We start from the raw sequence: 14,579 nt of genomic DNA, 5'->3' as shown, positions 1-14,579 counted from the left end.
GCACCCGCCCCGTCAAGCCGCGAACGATGGCACAAGGCGATACCCTCCTCAACGCGCTCATCGGCGCAGTCGCGACGGCCGTCCTGAGCGGCTTCGTCCCCTTCGCCCCGCTGTTCGGCGGGGCGCTGGCCGGCTACCTCGAAGGCGGCGACAGAGACGACGGGCTCCGGGTCGGCGTCATCTCCGGCGTCATCGGCCTCGCGCTGTCGGCGGTCCTGTTCCTGTTCGTGGTCGTCGTGTTCCTCGGGATGGTGCTGGGCGGCGGCGCACCGATGGGCTTCGGTGCGTTCGGTCTCGTGTTCTTCCTCGTCGTCGCCGTCGTCGGTGCGATCTACATCGTCGGCCTGAGCGCCGCGGGCGGCTGGCTCGGCAACTACGTCAAGTACGAGACCGACATCGGGAACTGACGACCGGAGCCAGCTATTTGACCGCCGGCCCCGAGGCCCTCGACAGGGATGCGAGAGACGCTCGTCGCCGCCGGTTGGGGCGCGCTCGTGACGCTGGTCCTGTCGTTCGTCCCCTTCTCGTCGGTCATCGGGGGAGCCGTCGCGGCGGACCGGGACGGCGGGGGCTACGCCCGCGGCCTGTGGCTCGGGGCGCTGGCCGGCGTCGGGGCGGCGGTCCCCCTGTCGGTCCTGTTCGTGCCGGCACTCGCCGTCGCGGGCCTGCTCGGATTCGGCGTCGCACCGTCCGCGCCCGCGTACGACCTCTTTCTCGTGCTCGTCGGCGTGTTCTTCCTCGCGTACACCGTGGGACTGAGCGCCGTGGGCGGCCTGGCCGGTATCTGGGTCGGTCGACACACCGATCGATCGCTGGACCCCAGCCGCTGGCTCTGAGCGGATACAGGCCGCGAACGCCGCGGTTTGGCACACCATTCAAGCGTGTCCAGCCCAACTAGCGGTCGATGTCTGGGACACCACCGGGTCCACGCGGGGAACCGCTGTTCGGGAGCAGTCGGACGTACGCACGGGACCCCTTTCGCTTCATCTCGGCGCTGGAGACCGCCTACGGCGACGTGGCGCGGTTCGGCATGGGGCCGATGGACACCGTGATGCTGTGTGACCCGACGGCGATCGAACGGGTCCTGGTCTCCGAGGCCGACCGGTTCCGCAAGCCGGATTTCCAGGGGGACGCGCTGGGCGACCTGCTGGGTGAGGGGCTCCTGCTGAGCGAGGGCGAGACCTGGGAGAAACAGCGCGCGCTCGCCAACCCGGCGTTCTCGATGAGTCGGCTGGCCGGGATGGCCGACCGGATCACGGGCCACGCCGAGGACCGGGTAGACGGGTGGACCGACGGCGACGTGGTCGACGCCGAACAGGAGATGACCAGGGTGACCCTCGACGTCATCCTCGACCTGATGATGGGCGTCGAACTCTCCGAGGACCGCGTCGAGACCATCGAGGAGCAGCTGGTCCCGCTGGGCCAGCGGTTCGAACCCGACCCCATCCGGTTCGCGATGCCCGAGTGGATGCCGATGCCCGACGACGCGGCGTTCGACCGGGCGGTCGAGACGCTCGACGGCGTGCTGGACGACATCATCGCCGCCCGCGAGGACTCCGTCGGGACCGCCGAGGACGGCCCGATGGACTTCCTCTCGGTGCTGATCCGTGCCCGCGACGACGGGGTCGAGAGCCCCGACCAGATGCGGGACGAGCTGATGACGATGTTGCTGGCCGGCCACGACACGACGGCGCTGACGCTGACGTACACGTGGTTCCTCCTCTCGGAACACCCGGAGGTCGAGGCCCGCGTCCACGAGGAACTGGACGAGGTCGTCGGCGACGAGCGGCCCGGGATGGAGCACGTCCGGGAACTCGACTACCTGGAGTGGGTGATCCAGGAGGCGATGCGCCTCTACCCGCCGGTGTACACCATCTTCCGCGAACCGACGGCGGACGTGCGCCTCTCGGGGTACCCGATCGAGGCAGAGACGACGCTGATGCTCCCCCAGTGGGGGGTCCACCGCTCCGAGCGGTTCTACGAGGACCCGGAGACGTTCGACCCCGAGCGCTGGCGGCCCGAGCGGGCCGGCGAGCGGCCGCGGTTCGCGTACTTCCCGTTCGGCGGCGGGCCGCGCCACTGTATCGGCAAGCACCTCGCGATGCTCGAGGCCCAGCTCATCGTCGCGACGACGGCCCGGCAGTACCGGCTGGAGTTCCTCGGCGAGACGCCGCTGGAGCTGCTGCCGTCGCTGACCGCTCACCCGCGCCAGGAGATGTCGATGCGGGTCCTCGAGCGGTCACTATCTGTATAGCACCGGCCCGACGGCCTGCTATACTGGTAGCGGACGGGGCCATACGTCGGGGTACGTAACCATCGGTCGATGTCACGGGCTGTCTACCTCCGTCAGAAGAAGACCGACCAGCGAATCGAACTCGACGACGAGGACCTCGAACGCATCCTCTCGAACCCGCAGGCGGCCGTCGTCGACCACCACGCGAACTGTCCGGTCGTGAAACTCTCCTGACGGGCCGCTCCGAAAACGCCTAACCCCCTCCGGGCACAGGACCGGGTATGGTCACGTCGAGCGCTCCCGGGAAGGTGTACCTGTTCGGGGAGCACGCGGTGGTGTACGGCGAGCCGGCGGTCCCGTGTGCCATCGAGCGACGAGCGCGGGTGTCGGCACGCGAGATCGACGAGGGGCTGCGGATCAACTCCGAGGACCTCCAGCTCGACGGCTTCACGGTCGAGTACGACGGCGACGGCGAGGACCAGCCGGACGTCGACGTGGCACAGCCGATCCTCGACGCGGCGATGGGCTACGTCAACGAGGCCGTCTCGCAGGTCCGGGACGCCGCGGACGCGCCCGACGCCGGCTTCGAGATCGAGATCGCGAGCGACATCCCGCTGGGGGCGGGCCTGGGGTCGTCGGCCGCGGTGGTCGTCGCGGCCATCGACGCCGCGACGCGGGAACTCGGGGTCGAGCTCACCCCCGCCGAGGTGGCCGAGCGCGCCTACCAGGTCGAGATGGCCGTCCAGGACGGCCAGGCCTCGCGGGCCGACACGTTCTGCTCGGCGATGGGCGGTGCCGTCCGCGTCGAGGGCGACGACTGCCGGACCGTCGACGGCGTCGGGAACCTCCCGTTCGTCATCGGCTACGACGGCGGCGCGGGCGACACGGGCGCGCTCGTCGCGGGCGTCCGCAGCCTCCGGGCGGAGTACGACTTCGCCGCCGACACCGTCGCGGCGATCGGCGACGTGGTTCGGGAGGGCGAGGCCGTGCTGGGGACGGACGACTACGGGACGCTGGGCGATCTGATGGACTTCAACCACGGCCTGCTGTCGGCGCTGGGGGTCTCCTCGCGGTCGCTGGACTCGATGGTGTGGGCCGCCCGCGACGCCGGTGCGATGGGGGCGAAACTCACCGGAGCCGGCGGCGGCGGCTGCATCGTCGCGCTGGACGACACCGACGGCGCGCTCACGGCGCTGCGGTACACGCCCGGCTGTGAGGACGCCTTCCGCGCCGAGCTGGACACCGACGGGGTGCGACGGGAATGACGCTGGTCCTGAAGCTCGGGGGCAGCGTCGTCACGGCGAAAGACGAGCCCGAGACGGTCGACGACGACGCGCTTGCGGCCGCCGCCGACGCGGTCGCCGACGGCCCCCGGGACGTCGTCCTCGTCCACGGCGCGGGCAGTTTCGGCCACCACCACGCCGACGCGTACGGCGTCAGCACGACGACGGGCACCCACGACGACGCGGGCGTGCGGGCCATCACCGGGTCGATGGAGCGGCTGAACGCAGCCGTCGTCGAGGCGCTGGCCGACCGCGGCGTGCCGGCGGTGCCGGTCCACCCGTTCTCGGCGGGCCGCCGCGACGCCGACGGGGAGCTGACGCTCCCGACCGGGCAGGTCCGGACGCTGCTGGCCGAGGGGTTCGTCCCGGTGTTGCACGGCGACCTCGTCGCCCACGAGGGCGAGGGAGCGACGGTCCTCAGCGGCGACGAACTGGTGGTCGAACTCGCGGTCGCGGTCGACGCCGACCGCGTCGGCGTCTGCTCGACGGTCCCCGGCGTCCTCGACGAGTCGGGGGCCGTCGTCGACCGTATCGGGGCGTTCGAGGACGTGGCGGCGGCCCTGGGCGACAGCGACGCGACGGACGTCTCCGGCGGGATGGCGGGGAAGGTCCGGGCCTTGCTGGCGCTCGACAGCCCCGCACACGTCTTCGGCCCCGACGCGCTGGCCGCGTTCCTCGCCGGGGGCGCGCCCGGGACCACCATCGAGTGAGCTCCGGGCCGGCGTAACCTATTTGCCGGCAGTTGGTAATAGCCACACTATGTCGACTGCCAGTCTCTCGGACGTCTACCGGTACGGTGCTCGGTTCGTCGCTTATACGCTCCTCGTCGTGTTGGTCGGCGGCCTGCTGGTCGGTGGCGGATTGTTCGTCGGGGAGTTCGTCTCCGGCGGGGAGCCGACGATGGTGCGGCAGTTGGCCGGCGTCGCACTCGTCGTCATCGGTGCCCTCGTGACGCTCTCGGGCGTGTTCGGCCTCCTGCACAAACTCGTCGCGGACGCGGCGGCGACCGGCGTCGCGGCCGCACGCGGGCCACGCGGCGGGACACGCCCGGACGAGCAGTCGGGCACCGCGACAGAAGCCGACGAGGGAGCGGCGGCAGCGAGCGCGGGCGCTCGACGCGACACGACCGATCCGTCGACGGCCTCCGAGGAGCGGACCGACCCGACCGCGGAGCCGGAACCGGCCGGCGGGTCAGCCGATGCGGCCGGCGACGAGCGGATCGGCGAGTCGCCGGCCGACGGGGAGCCCGGAGCGAGCGACGACGACCGACGGACCGCCGACACGGACGAGGGGGCGTCCTCGGAGCCGTTCCCGGGGGACGACACCCCGGCGGAGACCGCGAGCGACGACCGATCTGAGCCGTTCCCGGCGGCCGACGAGCCCGAGCGAGCCGACGACGACGCCCCGACAGACCCGTTCTCGGCGGACTCCGGGGAACCCAGTAGCACGGAAACGACGGGCGACGAGGGGCCGGACGACCCGTCGGACCCGTTCGCGGCGACCGACCAGCAGTCGGACGCCGGGGACGACGACCCGGTCGACCCGTTCGGGGCGGACGACTCGGGCGACGCGCCGAGCGACGACGGGAGCGACGAGCCGGCGGAGTGGTCCCCGCCGGACCCCACGGAGTTCGAGCGGGCGGGCGAGGGAGACCGGCCCGCCGGGGACGGTGAGGACGAGTGGACGGACGACGAGACGACGCAACCGAGCGAGCCCCGGTCCACGGCGGACCTGTTCGGCGGCGACGAGTCCGACCCCGTCACGGACCGGCAGACGCGCGTGATCGACGACTCGGCGTCCGAGGAGAGCGAGGAGCCGTCCGACGACGAACAGTCCGGGACGACGGGCACGGGGTTCGACGTCGACTCCGACAGCGACCCGCTCTCGGACCCGCTGGACGACGAGTAGTCGGCACGGAACCCACACCGTTTTAAGAAGCGGCGTTGTAGACTCGCGTAACCGAGCGCACGGCCGCCCGTGGTCCGCGGTTCGGCGGCCGGCAGACGACGGATCGAGTCGTCGGGACACAGGTCCCGTCCGCTGTCCGTCCGAGGCTACGGGTGGTCCCGGCTGGCCTCGGACGCCACCGGCGCAGAGACGCGATTGCTGCCGTTACCGTCGTCGCCACTGCCGACCGCAGGACCCGGACGGCTTCCACTCGGAGCTACAACCATGGAAGTCGAAATCGCAACAATTGGCGGATACGAGGCTGTCGGCCGACAGATGACGGCCGTCCGTGCCGGAGATGACGTCGTCATCTTCGACATGGGCCTCAACCTCTCGAAGGTACTGATCCACGACAACGTCGAGACCGAGCGGATGCACTCGCTCGACCTCATCGATATGGGTGCCATCCCGGACGACCGGGTGATGTCCGACCTCGAAGGTGACGTGAAGGCCATCGTGCCCACGCACGGCCACCTCGACCACATCGGTGCCATCTCGAAGCTGGCCCACCGGTACGACGCGCCCATCGTCGCGACGCCCTTTACCATCGAACTGGTCAAACAGCAGATCAAGGGCGAGGAGAAGTTCGGCGTCCAGAACGACCTCGTGAAGATGGAGGCCGGCGAGACGATGTCCATCGGCGAGCGCAACGAACTCGAGTTCGTCAACGTCACCCACTCCATCATCGACGCCATCAACCCCGTCCTCCACACTCCGGAGGGGTCGGTCGTCTACGGGCTGGACAAGCGGATGGACCACACGCCGGTCATCGGCGACCCCATCGACGTGGACCGGTTCGCCGAGATCGCCCGCGAGGGCAACGGCGTCCTCTGTTACATCGAGGACTGTACGAACGCGGGCAAGAAGGGCCGCACGCCCTCCGAGTCCGTCGCTCGCCGCCACCTCAGGGACGTGATGACGAGCATCGAGGACTACGACGGCGGGATCGTCGCGACGACGTTCTCCTCGCACATCGCCCGCGTGAAGAGCCTCGTCGAGTTCGCGAAGGGACGTGGGCCGGCAGCCGGTCCTGCTGGGACGCTCGATGGAGAAGTACTCCGGCACCGCCGAACGACTGGACTTCGTCGACTTCCCGGAGGATCTGGGGATGTACGGCCACCGCAAGTCCGTCGACCGGACGTTCAAGCGCATCATGAACGAGGGCAAGGAGAACTTCCTGCCCATCGTCACCGGCCACCAGGGCGAACCGCGCGCGATGCTCACCCGGATGGGCCGCGGCGAGACGCCCTACGAGCTGTCGGACGGCGACAAGGTGCTGTTCTCGGCCCGGGTCATCCCGGAGCCGACCAACGAGGGCCAGCGCTACCAGTCCGAGAAGCTCCTGGGGATGCAGGGCGCGCGCATCTACGACGACATCCACGTCTCCGGACACCTCCGCGAGGAGGGCCACTACGAGATGCTGGACACGCTCCAGCCCCAGCACGTCATCCCGGCCCACCAGAGCCTGAAAGGGTTCGCCCCGTACGTGGACCTCGCCGAGGATATGGGCTACAAGGTCGGCCGTGACCTCCACGTGACGCGCAACGGCAACGTGATCCAGCTCACAGAGTAACCATATGTCGGGTCAACAGCAGGTCGAGGACGCCATCCTCGCACGGCGGGAGCGTGTCAACGAGGCCATCCCGGAGGAACTGCCGGTCACGCGACCCGAGGGACTCTACGAGGCGACTCGGTACCTGCTGGACGCCGGCGGGAAGCGGCTCCGCCCGACCGTGCTGTTGCTCGTCGCCGAGGCACTGCTCGACGTCGACCCGCTGTCCGCGGACTACCGGGAGTTCCCGACGCTGGACGGCGGGCGCGCCGACGTGATGTCGGCGGCCGTCGCCATCGAGGTCATCCAGACGTTCACCCTCATCCACGACGACATCATGGACGACGACGCCCTCCGTCGCGGCGTCCCCGCGGTCCACGAGGAGTACGACCTCTCGACGGCCATCCTGGCCGGCGACACGCTGTACGCGAAGGCCTTCGAGTTCCTGCTGTCGACGGGGGCGGCCCCCGAGCGGACCGTCGCCGCGAACGAGCGACTCGCCACCACTTGCACCCGCATCTGCGAGGGGCAGTCGCTGGACATCGAGTTCGAGCAGCGGGACGCCGTCACGCCCGACGAGTACCTGGAGATGGTCGAGCTCAAGACGGCGGTGCTGTACGGTGCCGCGGCGGCCATCCCGGCGACGCTGCTCGGGGCCGACGCGGAGACCGTCGAGGCGCTGTACAACCACGGGCTCGACGTGGGCCGCGCCTTCCAGATCCAGGACGACCTGCTGGACCTGACCACCCCCTCCGAGAAACTGGGCAAGCAGCGCGGGTCGGACCTCGTCGAGAACAAGCAGACGCTCGTGACGTTACACGCCCGTCAGCAGGGCGTCGACGTCGAGAACCTGGTCGATACGACCTCCGTCGAGGCGGTCACCGAGGCCGAGATCGACGAGGCCGTCCAGCGCCTGCGCGAGGCGGGCTCGATCGAGTACGCCCAGGACCGGGCACAGGACCTGGTCCGGAGCGGGAAGGAGAACCTCGAAGTGCTCCCGGACAACGAGGCCCGCGACCTGCTGTCGGGCATCGCGGACTACCTGGTCGAGCGGGAGTACTGAGCCGCCCGGCTCCGTCGTCCGCGGACCGACGAGCTCCGCCGCTCCGCGGCGGATTCAAGACTGTTCGGCACGAACGGACGGTCGTGACTCGGTCTACGGCGGGAAAGGCGGGGTCGGGAAGACGACCGTCGCGACGGCGACCGGGCTGACCCTCGCCGACCGGGGCCACGAGACGCTGGTCGTCTCCACGGACCCGGCACACTCCCTCTCCGACGCGGTCGAGACGCCCGTCGGGAGCGACCCGACGGAGATCACCGACGGGCTGTGGGCCGTCGAAGTCGACCCCGAGGCCGGCAACGAGCGGTACCGCGCGCTGTTCGAGGCGCTGGCCGACGAGTTCGAGTCGGCGGGCATCCGCCTCGACGCCGACGAGGTGGCGGCGCTGTTCTCCTCGTGCGTCCTGCCCGGCAGCGACGAGCTGGCGGCGCTGGACGCTCTCGCCACCCACGTCGACGACGACCGCTGGGACCGCGTGGTGTTCGACACCGCGCCGACGGGGCACACGCTCCGCCTGCTCGACCTCCCCTCGGTGATGGAGCGCGGGCTGGCGACGGCGGCCGACCTCCGCGAACAGGTCCGCCGGAAGGTCGACACCACGCGGACGATGCTGTTCGGCCCGCTGGGCGCGCGACGCGACGACGGCGACGGGACGTTCGTCGAGATGCGCGACCGGCTGGCACGGGTCGGCGAGGCCCTGCGGGACCCCGAGCGGACCGAGTTCCGCGTCGTCGCGATCCCCGAGACGATGGCCGCCCGCGAGAGCGAGCGACTGGTCGCCCGGTTGCGGGAGTTCGAGGTCCCGGTGACGACGCTCGTCGTCAACAGGGTCGTCGAGGACCCCGGCGACTGCGAGCGGTGCCGGGCGAGACGGGAGAGCCAGCGCGCGGCGCTCGCGGACCTCCGGGAGTCGTTGCCCGCCCTCGACTGCTGGACGGTCCCGGACGAGCACGGCGAGGTGACGGGACTGGCGGCGCTCGAACGGGTCGCCGACCACCTCGACGTCTGAGGCGACCCGACGCCGTTTTGGGGACGCCCGCGCAGAGTCCGACCATGGACGACGAGCTGCGAGGCCGCATCGAGGAGGCCGTCGAGGTCAACGCCCTCCTCAACGCGGTGAAACACGACAGCGAGGCACAGGTCGGGGCTATCATGGGGCCGCTGATGGGCGAGCACCCCGAGTTCCGCGAGCACGGCGACGAGATCCCCGCGATCGCCGGCCCGGTCGTCGACCGTGTCAACGGGATGGACGCCGAGGAGCGACGGGAGCGGCTGGCCGAACTCGCCCCCGAGAAGCTCGACGAACTGGAGGCCGAGGACGAGGGCGAGGACCACCCGCTACCGGACCTCCCGAACGCCGAGGACTACGACACCGTCCGGATGCGGGTCGCCCCGAACCCGAACGGCCCGTGGCACATCGGCCACGCGCGGATGGCCGCGGTCATCGGGACCTACAAGGAGCGGTACGACGGCGAGTTCGTCTGCCGGTTCGACGACACCGACCCCGAGACCAAGCGCCCGGACCTCGACGCCTACGACCGTATCCTCGACGCCATCGACTACCTCGGCTTCGAACCGGACGACGTGGTGAAAGCCAGCGACCGCGTCGAGACCTACTACGAGCACGCCCGCGACCTGATCGACCTCGGAGGGGCCTACACCTGCTCGTGTCCGCAGGGGGAGTTCTCCGACCTGAAGAACAGCGGCGAGGCCTGCCCGCACCGGGACAAGGACGTCGAGACGGTCCGCGAGGAGTTCGCGGCGATGGTCGACGGCGAGTACGACAGCGGCGAGATGGTCCTGCGGGTCCGGACCGACATCACCCACAAGAACCCCGCGCTGCGTGACTTCGTCGCGTTCCGGATGATCGACACGCCCCACCCCCGCGAGGAGGCGGCCGACTACCGCTGCTGGCCGATGCTCGACTTCCAGAGCGGGATCGACGACCACCTGCTCGGGGTCACTCACATCATCCGCGGCATCGACCTGCAGGACTCCGCGAAACGCCAGGGGTTCGTCTACGACTACTTCGGCTGGGACTACCCCGAGGTGATCCACTGGGGCCACGTCCAGGTCGACGAGTACGACGTGCCGATGTCGACCTCCAGCATCGCCGAACTGATCGCCGAGGGCGACCTCGACGGCTGGGACGACCCGCGCGCGCCGACGGTCGCCAGCCTCCGGCGGCGGGGCATCCGCGGCGCGGCGCTGGTCGACGCGATGGTCGAACTCGGGACCTCCACCTCAAACGTCGACCTCGCGATGTCGTCGGTGTACGCCAACAACCGCGACCTGATCGACGACGAGTCCGACCGGGCCTTCTTCGTCCGGGACGGCGACGAGCACGGCGGCCTCGTCGAGCGGCAGGTCGTCGGCGGCCCCGGGGCCGGCGAGCCGCCCGTCCACCCCGACCACGAGGACCGCGGCCGGCGGGAGATCCCCGTGACCGGGGCCGTCGCCGTCGAGGGCGACGACCTGCCGGGCCACGGCGAGCGGGTCTGGCTGAAGGGCTTCGGCTGCGTGCGCCACACTCGGGACGCCTTCGAGTACGTCGGCGACGACATCACCGCGGTCCGGGAGGAGGGCGTCGACGTGATCCACTGGGCACCGGCGGACGGCCCCGAACTCCGACTGCGGACGATGGACGGCGACGTGACCGGCGTCGCCGAGCCCGGCCTGCTGGACTACACGGCCGACGACACGCTCCAGTTCGAGCGCATCGGGTTCGCCCGCGTCGACGAGGTCGACCCCGACGGCGAGTCGGTGGCGTACTTCGCCCACCCCTGACGCGCCGTCCCCGTGTGGGCTGGCAGTCTGTGACGAACTTACAAGATCAGAAATATTTTTTACGAACCGCCGGACTAGTGTCGGATGGAGTCGAGGTGACCACTATGGCTCTGCCCACGAACACCCCCAGCTCGTGGATGCGGAGTCTCGACCTGCCGAACCGGCTCTTCGAAACAGGCAGCGACGACTACGAACTGTACGAGGAGGACGACGAGTTCGTCCTCAGCGTCGAGATGCCGGGGTTCGACGTCGAGGACATCGACGTCTCGTGGGACGACGGCGTCCTGAACATCGCCGCCGAGCGACGCGACGAACAGCGGAGCCAGCGGCGGACCTACCACCGTCGCTTCCGGTTCCCGAAACGCGTCGACGACGAGGCCATCGCCGCGAGCTACACGAACGGCATCCTCGAGATCCGTCTCCCCGTCGAGAGGGGTGCCACCGCTCGCGGCAAGGAGATCGAAGTCCAGGGCTGACGAGGGTCCGTCGGCTCGCACCGCTCGCCGACCGCCTCTTTTCCAGCAGAACGATGGAGCTGACCGTCAAGCCACTCAAGAACCGAGAGCCGGGCAGTGGGATGGCGGTCGTCGACCGGCAGGTCTTGGAGGACAGCTCGCTCACCAGCGGCGACTTCGTCCGCCTCGCGGGCCGCGACGGGTCGGCCGTCGCTCGCGTCTGGCCGTCCGACCGCGGCGACGCCGGGCGCGGCTACGTCCGCGTCGACGGCCAGCTCCGCCAGGCCGCCGGCGTCAGCGTCGACGACCGGGTGACGGCAGAACCGGCGTCCGTCGAACCGGCCGAGCGCGTCACGCTGGCGCTCCCCGAGCAGTTCAGCGTCCGGGGCGACATCGGTCCGCACGTCCGCGAGGAACTGGCCGACCAGGCGGTGACGGCGGGGCAGACGGTCGCCCTCCCGTTCGGGGGGTTGGTCGCGGGCCGGTCCAGCCGCCGGGTCCCGGTCCGCGTCGTGGAGACGCGTCCGTCCGGGCCCGTCGTCGTCGGGGACGACACGACCGTCGACCTCGCCGACGGCCCGACCGGGACTGTCGACGTCGAGGGCGGCGAGCCGTCCGAGGCCGACGTACCCGGCGTCACCTACGAGGACGTCGGCGGCCTCGACGACGAACTCGAACAGGTCCGTGAGATGATCGAGCTCCCGATGCGCCACCCGGAGCTGTTCGGGACGCTGGGCATCGAGCCGCCCAAGGGCGTGCTGTTGCACGGCCCGCCGGGCACCGGCAAGACGCTCATCGCCCGCGCCGTCGCCAACGAGATCGACGCCCACTTCACGACCATCTCCGGGCCGGAGATCATGTCGAAGTACTACGGCGAGAGCGAGGAGCAGCTCCGCGAGGTCTTCGATGAGGCCGAGGAGAACGAGCCGGCCATCGTCTTCGTCGACGAGCTCGACTCCATCGCGCCCAAGCGCGAGGAGGTCAGCGGCGACGTCGAGCGCCGCGTCGTCGCCCAGCTCCTCTCGCTGATGGACGGCCTCGACGAGCGCGGACAGATCACGGTCATCGGGACGACCAACCGCGTCGACGCCGTCGACCCGGCACTCCGTCGCCCGGGCAGGTTCGACCGCGAGATCGAGATCGGCGTCCCGGACCGGGACGGCCGCGAGGAGGTCCTGCGCATCCACACCCGCGGAATGCCGGTCGCCGACGACGTCGACCTCGGCACCTACGCCGAGAACACTCACGGCTTCGTCGGGGCCGATCTCGAGAATCTCGCGAAGGAGGGCGCGATGCACGCCCTGCGGCGGGTCCGGCCTGACCTCGACCTCGAGGCCGACGAGATCGACGCCGACGTCCTCGACGCCATCGAGGTGACCGACGACGACTTCCGGGAAGCCCTGCGGGGCATCGAGCCGTCGGCGATGCGAGAGGTGTTCGTCGAGGTGCCCGACGTCACCTGGGACGACGTGGGCGGCCTCGAGGAGGCGAAAGAACGACTCCGAGAGACCGTCCAGTGGCCGCTCGAACACGACGAGGCCTACGACCGCGTTGGCCTCGATCCGGCGAAGGGCGTACTGTTGCACGGTCCGCCGGGTACCGGGAAGACGCTGCTGGCGAAGGCCGTCGCCAACGAGGCCCAGTCGAACTTCATCTCGGTGAAGGGGCCGGAACTGCTGAACAAGTACGTCGGCGAGTCCGAGAAGGGCGTCCGCGAGGTGTTCAGCAAGGCCCGGGAGAACGCACCGACGGTGGTGTTCTTCGACGAGATCGACGCCATCGCGGCGGAACGGTCCGGTGGCGGCGCTGACTCCAACGTCGGCGAGCGCGTCGTCTCCCAGCTCCTGACCGAACTCGACGGCCTGGAGGACTTAGAGGACGTCGTCGTGATCGCGACGACCAACCGGCCGGACCTCGTCGACGACGCGCTCCTGCGTCCGGGGCGACTGGACCAGCACGTCCACGTCGACGCGCCGGACGAGGCGGCCCGCCGCGAGATCTTCGCGGTCCACACCCGCGACAAGCCCCTGGCCGACGACGTGGACCTCGACGATCTCGCGGCCAGGACCGACGGCCACGTCGGTGCCGACGTCGAGGCCGTCTGCCGCGAGGCCGCCGCGGCGGCCCTCCGCGAGCACGTCGAGGAGGGCAGCGACGTCGCGGACATCGAGGTGACGACGGCCCACTTCGAGCAGGCACTCGACGAGGTCGAGGCCGCCGTCGAGTCGGCGGCGACCCGCGAGGCGCTCGACGTCGGGAGCGTCGGTGCCGAGTCCGGCTGACGCCTCTCGGGCGTCCCGCCCCGACGCGTTTTTACCTCGGACGGCCCCACTCGGAGACGTGACAGCCAGCGACGCGACGACGGTGACGGTCCAGCAGGACGTGCCGTTCCGCGAGGTCGACGGCGAGACGCTCCGCCTGGACGTGTACGAAGGCGAGGGGACCGGAGGGCCGAAACCGGTCGCCGTCCTCGTCCGCGGCGGCGCGTTCACGGTCGGCGACAAGGGCGAGTTCGCTCGCCACGCCATCGACCTCGCGAGCGACGGCTACCTCGTCGTCGAACCGCAGTACCGACTCGCGCCCGAGCACACGTTCCCGGCGGCGCTGGTCGACGTGAAGGCCGCCGTCGAGTGGTGCCGGACGGAGGCCGACCGGTTCGGGGCGGACCCGGCCCGCGTGGTCGCGGTCGGACACTCGGCGGGGGCGAACCTCGTGACGCTGGCCGCCGCGACCGCCGACGACCCCGCCTTCGAGCCCGAGGCGTTCCCGGGCGCGTCCTGTGCGCTCGACGCCGTCGTCGGCATCTCCGGCGTCTACGACTTCCGGGCCATCGGGATCGAGGACCCGGACCACGACCTGGCGGACTACTTCGGCGACGACCCCGAGACGGTCCCGGAGGCGTACGACCTCGCCTCGCCGGTCGAGCAGGCCGACGCGGGGATGCCGCCGACGCTGCTGCTCCACGGCGAGGACGACGACGTGGTGCCGCCGAGCCAGTCGGAGCTGCTGGCCGACGCGCTCGGCCCGCTGACCGAGGTGCGCTACGAGCCGATGCCGGGCGGGCACACGCTCCCGTTCGACGGCGCGTTCTACGACGACGTGTACGCCCGGATCGCCGGCTTCCTCGACCGCCACCTCGGCGGGGGTCCGGGGCACATCGACGCGCCGGCAGAGACGCCCCCGGACCCGCTGGACGATGGGCGGGACGCCGAGCGACGCGACGGCCCGACCCGCCGCGACCGCTGACTCGCCGTTCGAAAAT

13 protein-coding genes and 1 pseudogene are annotated in these 14,579 nt (G+C 70.7%); all 14 read left to right on the top strand.

The features are described 5' to 3' along the window. Positions 1-26: 26 nt before the first annotated feature. The 14 genes and pseudogenes from P0592_RS00235 to P0592_RS00170 all read left to right on the top strand — a co-directional run bounded on the left by P0592_RS00235 (position 27) and on the right by P0592_RS00170 (position 14,563). Positions 27-407 (top strand): DUF5518 domain-containing protein, encoded by a 381-nt coding sequence (locus P0592_RS00235; RefSeq protein ID WP_276272252.1) that lies wholly within the window; start codon positions 27-29, stop codon positions 405-407. Positions 408-455: 48 nt separating this feature from the next. Further along, a complete protein-coding gene (locus P0592_RS00230; RefSeq protein WP_276272251.1) occupies positions 456-836 on the top strand; it encodes a DUF5518 domain-containing protein in 381 nt (126 codons plus the stop codon). Positions 837-904: 68 nt separating this feature from the next. Then, positions 905-2,254 carry a cytochrome P450 gene (locus P0592_RS00225; RefSeq protein WP_276272250.1) on the top strand — a complete coding sequence of 450 codons (1,350 nt, stop codon included), beginning with the start codon at positions 905-907 and terminating at the stop codon, positions 2,252-2,254. A 69-nt stretch (positions 2,255-2,323) separates the two neighbouring features. After that, on the top strand, positions 2,324-2,467 hold the full coding sequence (locus P0592_RS00220; RefSeq protein WP_276272249.1) for a hypothetical protein: 144 nt from the start codon (positions 2,324-2,326) through the stop codon (positions 2,465-2,467). Positions 2,468-2,514: 47 nt separating this feature from the next. After that, positions 2,515-3,498: a mevalonate kinase gene (mvk, locus tag P0592_RS00215; protein ID WP_276272248.1), complete on the top strand. Its 984-nt coding sequence runs from the start codon at positions 2,515-2,517 to the stop codon at positions 3,496-3,498. Then, complete coding sequence (locus P0592_RS00210) at positions 3,495-4,226, top strand: isopentenyl phosphate kinase (RefSeq protein WP_276272247.1); 732 nt, start codon at positions 3,495-3,497, stop codon at positions 4,224-4,226. Before mvk ends, P0592_RS00210 begins: the two co-directional genes overlap by 4 nt. A 49-nt stretch (positions 4,227-4,275) precedes the next feature. Continuing rightward, positions 4,276-5,424, top strand: a complete 1,149-nt coding sequence (locus P0592_RS00205; protein WP_276272246.1) for a hypothetical protein — start codon at positions 4,276-4,278, stop codon at positions 5,422-5,424. Positions 5,425-5,688: 264 nt separating this feature from the next. Beyond that, positions 5,689-7,036, top strand: a pseudogene (locus P0592_RS00200) (RNase J family beta-CASP ribonuclease). Positions 7,037-7,040: 4 nt separating this feature from the next. Then, the gene (idsA3, locus tag P0592_RS00195; RefSeq protein WP_276272231.1) at positions 7,041-8,078 is read left to right on the top strand and encodes a geranylfarnesyl diphosphate synthase; all 1,038 of its coding nucleotides are present in this window, start codon (positions 7,041-7,043) and stop codon (positions 8,076-8,078) included. A gap of 52 nt (positions 8,079-8,130) precedes the next feature. After that, positions 8,131-9,084, top strand: a complete 954-nt coding sequence (locus tag P0592_RS00190; protein WP_336406678.1) for an ArsA family ATPase — start codon at positions 8,131-8,133, stop codon at positions 9,082-9,084. Positions 9,085-9,128: 44 nt separating this feature from the next. Continuing rightward, positions 9,129-10,862, top strand: a complete 1,734-nt coding sequence (locus tag P0592_RS00185) for a glutamate--tRNA ligase (protein WP_276272245.1) — start codon at positions 9,129-9,131, stop codon at positions 10,860-10,862. A 104-nt stretch (positions 10,863-10,966) separates the two neighbouring features. After that, positions 10,967-11,338 carry an Hsp20/alpha crystallin family protein gene (locus P0592_RS00180; protein ID WP_276272230.1) on the top strand — a complete coding sequence of 124 codons (372 nt, stop codon included), beginning with the start codon at positions 10,967-10,969 and terminating at the stop codon, positions 11,336-11,338. Positions 11,339-11,391: 53 nt separating this feature from the next. Then, positions 11,392-13,599 (top strand): CDC48 family AAA ATPase, encoded by a 2,208-nt coding sequence (locus tag P0592_RS00175; RefSeq protein ID WP_276272229.1) that lies wholly within the window; start codon positions 11,392-11,394, stop codon positions 13,597-13,599. Positions 13,600-13,657: 58 nt separating this feature from the next. Continuing rightward, entirely contained in the window at positions 13,658-14,563 is a 906-nt protein-coding gene (locus P0592_RS00170) for an alpha/beta hydrolase (RefSeq protein ID WP_276272228.1), read from the top strand. The last annotated feature ends 16 nt before the right edge of the window (positions 14,564-14,579 follow it).

Origin of the sequence: Haloarcula litorea (genome assembly GCF_029338195.1) — an archaeon.
GTDB lineage: Archaea > Halobacteriota > Halobacteria > Halobacteriales > Haloarculaceae > Haloarcula > Haloarcula litorea.
The sequence above is the reverse complement of the archived record's forward strand: the minus strand, read 5'-3'. Positions and strand labels throughout refer to the sequence as shown.

Excerpts from the sequence above, each read along its gene's own strand:
- P0592_RS00220 (WP_276272249.1), top strand. The coding sequence starts at position 2,324 with ATGTCACGGGCTGTCTACCTCCGTCAGAAGAAGACCGACCAGCGAATC.
- P0592_RS00205 (WP_276272246.1), top strand. The coding sequence starts at position 4,276 with ATGTCGACTGCCAGTCTCTCGGACGTCTACCGGTACGGTGCTCGGTTC.
- P0592_RS00175 (WP_276272229.1), top strand. The coding sequence starts at position 11,392 with ATGGAGCTGACCGTCAAGCCACTCAAGAACCGAGAGCCGGGCAGTGGG.
- idsA3 (WP_276272231.1), top strand. The coding sequence starts at position 7,041 with ATGTCGGGTCAACAGCAGGTCGAGGACGCCATCCTCGCACGGCGGGAG.
- P0592_RS00185 (WP_276272245.1), top strand. The coding sequence starts at position 9,129 with ATGGACGACGAGCTGCGAGGCCGCATCGAGGAGGCCGTCGAGGTCAAC.
- P0592_RS00235 (WP_276272252.1), top strand. The coding sequence starts at position 27 with ATGGCACAAGGCGATACCCTCCTCAACGCGCTCATCGGCGCAGTCGCG.
- P0592_RS00180 (WP_276272230.1), top strand. The coding sequence starts at position 10,967 with ATGGCTCTGCCCACGAACACCCCCAGCTCGTGGATGCGGAGTCTCGAC.
- P0592_RS00210 (WP_276272247.1), top strand. The coding sequence starts at position 3,495 with ATGACGCTGGTCCTGAAGCTCGGGGGCAGCGTCGTCACGGCGAAAGAC.
- P0592_RS00225 (WP_276272250.1), top strand. The coding sequence starts at position 905 with ATGTCTGGGACACCACCGGGTCCACGCGGGGAACCGCTGTTCGGGAGC.
- mvk (WP_276272248.1), top strand. The coding sequence starts at position 2,515 with ATGGTCACGTCGAGCGCTCCCGGGAAGGTGTACCTGTTCGGGGAGCAC.
- P0592_RS00230 (WP_276272251.1), top strand. The coding sequence starts at position 456 with ATGCGAGAGACGCTCGTCGCCGCCGGTTGGGGCGCGCTCGTGACGCTG.